The 6,706-nt window shown below is 35.5% G+C and carries 8 protein-coding genes; 5 read left to right on the top strand and 3 right to left on the bottom strand.

The genetic code is table 11. From position 1 onward, the window contains the following. The first annotated feature begins 218 nt into the window (after positions 1 to 218). The 5 genes from thrS to BMY39_RS06625 all read left to right on the top strand — a co-directional run bounded on the left by thrS (position 219) and on the right by BMY39_RS06625 (position 4,870). The gene (gene thrS / locus BMY39_RS06645; RefSeq protein WP_092577463.1) at positions 219 to 2,153 is read left to right on the top strand and encodes a threonine--tRNA ligase; all 1,935 of its coding nucleotides are present in this window, start codon (positions 219 to 221) and stop codon (positions 2,151 to 2,153) included. A 96-nt stretch (positions 2,154 to 2,249) separates the two neighbouring features. Beyond that, positions 2,250 to 2,738, top strand: coding sequence for a translation initiation factor IF-3 (gene infC / locus BMY39_RS06640; RefSeq protein WP_143064746.1), 489 nt, complete (start codon positions 2,250 to 2,252; stop codon positions 2,736 to 2,738). Between the two features lie 45 nt (positions 2,739 to 2,783). Beyond that, positions 2,784 to 2,981: a 50S ribosomal protein L35 gene (rpmI, locus tag BMY39_RS06635; protein WP_092577457.1), complete on the top strand. Its 198-nt coding sequence runs from the start codon at positions 2,784 to 2,786 to the stop codon at positions 2,979 to 2,981. A gap of 143 nt (positions 2,982 to 3,124) precedes the next feature. After that, positions 3,125 to 3,469, top strand: a complete 345-nt coding sequence (gene rplT / locus BMY39_RS06630; RefSeq protein WP_042246846.1) for a 50S ribosomal protein L20 — start codon at positions 3,125 to 3,127, stop codon at positions 3,467 to 3,469. A gap of 276 nt (positions 3,470 to 3,745) precedes the next feature. Next, positions 3,746 to 4,870, top strand: a complete 1,125-nt coding sequence (locus BMY39_RS06625; RefSeq protein ID WP_092577454.1) for a hypothetical protein — start codon at positions 3,746 to 3,748, stop codon at positions 4,868 to 4,870. 49 nt (positions 4,871 to 4,919) lie between these two features. Here BMY39_RS06625 and BMY39_RS06620 read toward each other — a convergent pair whose 3' ends face one another. From BMY39_RS06620 to BMY39_RS06610, 3 genes are all read right to left on the bottom strand, one after another. After that, on the bottom strand, positions 4,920 to 5,342 hold the full coding sequence (locus tag BMY39_RS06620; RefSeq protein WP_092577449.1) for a secondary thiamine-phosphate synthase enzyme YjbQ: 423 nt from the start codon (positions 5,340 to 5,342) through the stop codon (positions 4,920 to 4,922). Between the two features lie 14 nt (positions 5,343 to 5,356). Further along, positions 5,357 to 5,635, bottom strand: coding sequence for an EF-hand domain-containing protein (locus tag BMY39_RS06615; protein WP_092577444.1), 279 nt, complete (start codon positions 5,633 to 5,635; stop codon positions 5,357 to 5,359). Between the two features lie 75 nt (positions 5,636 to 5,710). Next, positions 5,711 to 6,688, bottom strand: a complete 978-nt coding sequence (locus BMY39_RS06610) for a PorP/SprF family type IX secretion system membrane protein (RefSeq protein ID WP_092577790.1) — start codon at positions 6,686 to 6,688, stop codon at positions 5,711 to 5,713. Positions 6,689 to 6,706 lie beyond the last annotated feature (18 nt).

Here is a 6,706-nt window from a genome sequence, read left to right as displayed (position 1 = left end):
CTCCCGAACGGCGGGGACCACAAAAAAAAACTGGAACGCTGCGCAGAAAGATATAGCGGAGAGCCCGACCCCGAAACCAAGGAGGGGGAACGCCCTTATTATCGATACTTTTCTAAATATAATTTTAGAAAGAATTAGATTGACATTATATATTACCTATTATATTGTGTGGATTTGTTTATACTATTATCTTTGCAGCCTATTTTTAATTTGATTTGATGATACAGATTACTTTGCCCGATGGCAGTGTGAAAGCGTTTGAAGAGGGCGCTACACCAATGGATGTTGCGAAAAGCATTAGTGAAGGTTTGGCTAGAAACGTGATTTCGGCCAGTTTTAATGGTACAACTGTTGAAACGGCGACACCTTTGACCACTGATGGTTCGTTGGTTTTGTACACTTGGAGAGATGATGAGGGGAAGCAGGCATTTTGGCATTCTTCTGCACACGTATTGGCACAAGCAATTGAGGAATTGTATCCAGGGGCTAAATTGACTATTGGTCCTGCGATTGAAAATGGATTTTATTATGATGTTGATTTTGGCGAGCATACGGTTTCTGAAAAGGACTTCAAGGATATTGAGGACAAAATGTTGGAGATTGCTCGTGGCAAGCATGATTTTAAAATGCGATCTGTTTCTAAGGCTGAGGCTTTAGACTTATATAAGGATAACGAATTTAAAACAGAACTGATTGAGAATCTTGAGGATGGCACGATTACATTTTGCGATCATAGCACGTTTACTGATTTATGTCGCGGTGGGCACATCCCAAATACTGGTATTATAAAAGCCGTAAAAGTAATGAGTGCCGCGGGGGCGTATTGGCGTGGTGATGAGAACAAACCGCAATTGACTCGTATTTATGGCGTTTCGTTCCCTAAACAAAAGGAACTTACCGAATATTTACATTTATTGGAAGAGGCCAAAAAGCGTGACCATAGAAAGCTTGGAAAGGAACTTGAGCTTTTTACGTTTTCGCAAAAGGTGGGACAAGGCTTACCGTTATGGTTACCTAAGGGTGCAGCTTTACGCGAGCGCTTGGAAAATTTCTTGAAAGCAGCCCAGAAAAAAGCGGGTTATGAAATGGTGGTGTCTCCGCATATCGGTCAGAAAGAATTGTATGTAACTTCTGGACATTATGCCAAGTATGGCGAGGATAGTTTTCAGCCGATTACCACACCAAAAGACGATGAGGAGTTTTTATTAAAACCGATGAATTGTCCGCACCACTGTGAAATATACAAAAGCGCACAATGGAGTTATAAAGATTTGCCAAAACGTTATGCTGAATTTGGTACGGTATATAGATACGAGCAGAGTGGTGAATTGCACGGTTTAACACGTGTTAGAGGATTTACACAGGATGATGCGCATTTATTTTGCATGCCTGACCAATTGGACGAAGAATTTAAGAATGTTATTGATTTGGTTCTTTATGTATTTGGTTCTTTAGGTTTTGAAAACTTTACGGCTCAAGTTTCTGTAAGGGATCCTGAAAATCCAGACAAATATATTGGTGATGTAGATAACTGGGAAAAGGCCGAACAAGCTATAATTAATGCTGCTGAAGATAAAGGTTTAGATTATGTAATTGAAACTGGGGAAGCCGCATTTTACGGACCAAAGTTAGACTTTATGGTAAAGGATGCTTTGGGTAGACGTTGGCAGCTTGGAACCATTCAAGTAGATTACAATTTACCCGAGCGTTTTGAATTGACTTATAAAGGTAGTGACAACGAGCTACATCGCCCTGTAATGATACACCGAGCACCTTTTGGAAGCATGGAGCGTTTTGTGGCATTATTATTGGAACATACAGGTGGGAATTTCCCGATTTGGTTGATGCCAGTTCAAGCTAAAATATTGTCTCTTAGTGAGAAATATGAAAAATACTCTGAAAAAGTTTTAAATTTGCTAGAAAATCACGAAATTCGCGCCCTTGTAGACCATAGAAATGAGACTATAGGCAAGAAAATTAGGGAAGCAGAAATGCAAAAACACCCATATATGCTTATAATTGGCGAACAAGAAGAAAAAGAAAACAAAATAACCGTGCGTAAACATGGTGGCGAAGATTTAGGAATGATTAGCATTGACGATTTCGCCGAAATAATAAAACAGGACATTAGTAAAACGTTAAAATCGTTCTAAAAATAAATAAAAGTTTAATTAAAAAAAGATTTAGCCATAGCAATTAGAAGAAGAAGACAGCCCAATAGAAGGGTAATACAAGAGGATAAACACAAAATTAACTCTAAAATTACAGCGCAAAAGCTGAGACTTGTTGGAGATAATGTAGAAGTGGGTATTTATACTAAGGGAGATGCCCTTAGGCTTGCCGATGAATTAGGGTTAGACCTAGTTGAAATTTCTCCAAAAGCAGACCCTCCTGTTTGTAAAGTTATGGATTATAAAAAGTTTCTTTACGAACAAAAGAAACGTGAAAAAGCTTTAAAAGCTAAAGCTAGTAAAGTAGTGGTTAAGGAAATTAGATTTGGACCGCAAACTGATGACCATGATTACGAATTTAAAAAGAAACATGCTGAAAAGTTCTTAAAAGATGGTGCAAAGCTTAAAGCTTTTGTATTTTTCAAAGGACGATCGATAGTATTTAAAGAGCAAGGACAAATTTTATTGTTACGTCTGGCTCAAGACCTTGAAGAGTTTGGTAAAGTAGAACAAATGCCAAGGTTGGAAGGAAAAAGAATGACCATGTTTATTGCTCCAAAGAAGTAATAACTGAAGATAATTAAGCGCAATAATTAAAAACTAGGAAAAGAAATGCCTAAAATGAAAACAAAATCTAGTGCCAAAAAACGTTTTAAGTTGACGGGTACTGGTAAGATTAAAAGAAAGCACGCTTTTAAGAGTCACATCTTAACAAAGAAATCGAAAAAGCGTAAGCTAGCGTTAACCCATGACACATTAGTGGATAAGGCTGACGAAAATAATATTAAAACCATGTTACGTTTAAAGTAACACCAGTTTTAATTGGTTAAAACAATTTATAAACCCTGGAGTTAGGCTCATTTGATTAACGATTGTAGATTTTAGATTTACGATTTTAGAGAAAATACTAAAGTGTCGATTATCGACCGCCTACTACAAAAACAATTAAAATTATGCCAAGATCAGTAAATTCTGTAGCAAAAAGAGCCAGAAGAAAAAAGGTTCTAAAACAAGCAAAAGGTTACTTTGGACGTCGTAAAAACGTTTGGACAGTAGCTAAAAACGCGGTTGATAAAGCGATGCAATATTCGTACAGAGACCGTAGAAACAAAAAAAGAACATTCCGCGCTCTTTGGATTACGCGTATTAATGCTGGAGCCAGAGAACACGGATTATCTTATTCTCAGTTTATGGGGAAACTTAAAGCTAATAATATCGAATTGAACCGTAAAGTTCTTGCAGATTTAGCGATGAATAACCCAGAAGCTTTTAAAGCAGTTATAGACAAAGTAAAATAAGGCGCTTAGCCTATTGTAAAACATATTGTTCGCTTAATTTAAAAATCCGATTCGTTTGAATCGGATTTTTTTGTTTAATACCCTTTATGGTATGGCAAATAACCATATCATAGATAAAAAGTAAAAATTAAAGGTTCTTTTCTTTATAAGAATAGCTTAAACGATTATTTAAGTTCATTGGCTTTTTTTTATTGCGATTTGAATCTAATAGCGTAAGTTAGTAGTTAATAGCAGAGTTCTCTCAAATAATTTACCAACCTATTAAAACAAGCTATTATGAAAAACAAACCTTTTTACTATTTATTTAAATTATGCTTTATTGTTGCTCTCTTTGGCATAGTAAGTTGCCAAAATGAATCTATTGATGAAGCAAACGAAGCAATGGAGTCTGACGCACTCACAAGTAAGAAAAAGAAGAATAAAAAAGCGAATACCGCTGCTTTTGATCTTTCTGAAAACTGCAATGTAACATCCAAAACAGATTTATACGCTGGACAAAATATATTAGTTGGAGACGTTACGGTCTCAGAATCTGGAGGCCTATATACAATTACCTATAACATCACCAATAGTGGTTATTGCTTAACTTCTACGCATCTCTCTGTGGTTGAAAATCCTGAGGATTTTCCAATGGGAGGCGGAGGCAACCCAAAGAATGGCCATTTTGAATACAGTAAATCTCATGATTGTGTGAGTTCTTATTCATATGAGGTTCCTACTTCCAGAGGTAGTTATATTGCTGCTCATGCAGTGGTTAATTGCGTAGAGGATACTGGTGATGTAACTACTGCTTTAGCATTACCCGATCAAGTTGATGTATGTGTTACTTCTAAAGGCGTTTCTGATAGTTATTTTGAAATAGAAATTGCTGCTGGCAACTCATTATCTGGATCTATGGATGCTTGGTGTGTTGATCAAGATGCATCTCTTAAAAAAGGAGAATGCTTTACGGGAGATGTTTATTCTTCTTATGGCGATCTTCCTGCAGGAAAATTCGAAAAACCTCAAAATTTTGGAGCTGTTAACTGGCTTCTAAATCAAGGTTTTATCGGAACTCAAGCTTCACCTGAATTAGGTAATTATACTTTTGGGGATATTCAAATAGCAACATGGACATTAGTTGACGATAGCATTTGTAGTGAATGTTTGCATACCGGACCATACGACCCTGCTAGAATTGAAATGTTAGTTGCGATGTCTTTAGAAAACAATAGTTTTATTCCTGGATGTGACGAAAACATCTTAATACTAATTGTCCCTACGGATGGTAAACAAAGTATAGCCATTAGCATTCCGGTTGTTTGCAATGAAATTGGAGATTGCGAAGAAACAGCTTGGGGAGATGGTTGCGGGTTCCCAGCAAATAATTGGGCTACTTATTTTCATTACGAAACAGAATAATAGACTTTAATGATAGTTTAAAAATCCGATTCGAAAGAGTCGGATTTTTTTATATACCAAAAGCTGTAATTACCAATTTTCTACTACCTCCATGGTTTCTGTGTTCACATAGATACACCCCTTGCCAGGTTCCTAAATTTAATCTCCCGTTGGTAATTGGAATTTGTACAGAAGCTCCTAAAAGCGATGCCTTGATGTGTGCTGGCATATCATCAGCACCTTCATAAGTATGTTGATAATAGGAAGCATTTTCTGGAATCATCTTATTGAAGTGACTTTCAAAGTCTGTTCTTACGGTATAATCTGCATTTTCGTTAATTGTTAAACTTGCAGAGGTATGCTTTATGAATATTTGCAATTGACCTGTATTAATTTCCTTTATTTCAGGCATCACATATACAACCTCATCAGTAATTAAATGGAATCCTCGAGAATAGGGTTTTAATTGTATTTCCTTTTGAAAACATTTCATATTTGAAACAAAAATTAATCAATATCTTTTGCCATTTCGGCAACCGCAGTTTTAAATTCTTTCCAATCTATTTTACCATCGCCATCTTTATCATAGCCTTCAATTAATTTAGAACCTACCAAACCGCGGATAAATCCGTTAATTTCAGCTTCTTTTAAAAGTTTTACAACTTCGCTTTTAGAAAGTTTACCATCTCCATTTTTGTCGAAGAAATTAAATGCGTCTTGTGGAGATTCAAAATGTTTGGTTAAAACAATTTGTATTTTCTTAATAATCGTTTTCTTGGATGCCATTTTTATAGATTTAAATTGTCCGTTTCAATTTAAGAAAAAGAAATGAATCTAATTTTTGACAACCTTTAAAATTAACTAATCATGCACGGGATCTTGCGTGCAAGGGCAGTTACTAATACCTTGTAAAAAGTTAAGCCCTATAGTTACCACATGAGTTCCAGAATTGTAAGCTGCTAGTTCGTTTGTGGTGATTTGATACGCGTATCCGAAATAAAAAATATTTTTTTGAAAACCAATCATAGGACCTATATTCAAAGGTTTTAAAGCTTGATCATTTAAGAAACGGTATGAAATTCCACCCCAATAATAATCTCCGTATCGATTATATTTTCTGAATTTAAAATTTAAATCGGTAGCTGATCTGTTGTCGCTTCCGAACCATTGAAAGAATACTGAAGGCTCATATTCTAAACCACTTTTTTTAGGTCCCCTAATTGTATATCCAGAATACAATTGATAGTTAAGTAATAAATTAGGCTCCTTTTTTCTTATAAACTCATCGAAATTTTTAGGTAAAATATTATTCGCATTAAAGCTCAACCAAAAACCACCAAAGCGATATAAAGCACCGATATCGAAGTTATTGTTTGAGGTTCTTCTATCATCGGTTACAAATGGATCTATGGTTGGGTTCTCATACGTCGTATTAAAGTTATTGATATCGATTCTGAAATTATTAATGTTGTATGAAATTCCGAAAGACAAATATTGTTTAGAATAGTAATCGATAATTAAATGGTGTGCAAAGGAAAACTTTGCACCTGTTTGAATGGTATTACCATTTCTATCATTATATAATGATAGACCAACACCTGTTCGGTCTGCAATACGAACATCCCCGTAAATAGATTGATTATCTGGAGCACCTTTAATACCAACCCATTGGGTCAATCCATTTGCTCTAATTTTTAGATTATCGCCAATACCCGCATACGTTGGTGATACTACAAAATTGTTATCCGCCAAATACTGTGTAAATACCGGTAAGTTTAGCTCTTGTCCGTAGCTTTTAACTATAACTAATAGTAAAAAAGCTATTACTATCTTTCGCATCTTATTATTTTTTAAATC

Origin of the sequence: Hyunsoonleella jejuensis, from assembly GCF_900111025.1 — a bacterium.
Lineage (GTDB): Bacteria > Bacteroidota > Bacteroidia > Flavobacteriales > Flavobacteriaceae > Jejuia > Jejuia jejuensis.
Note: the sequence above shows the minus strand (reverse complement) of the source record. Positions and strands in the feature narration are given on the sequence as shown.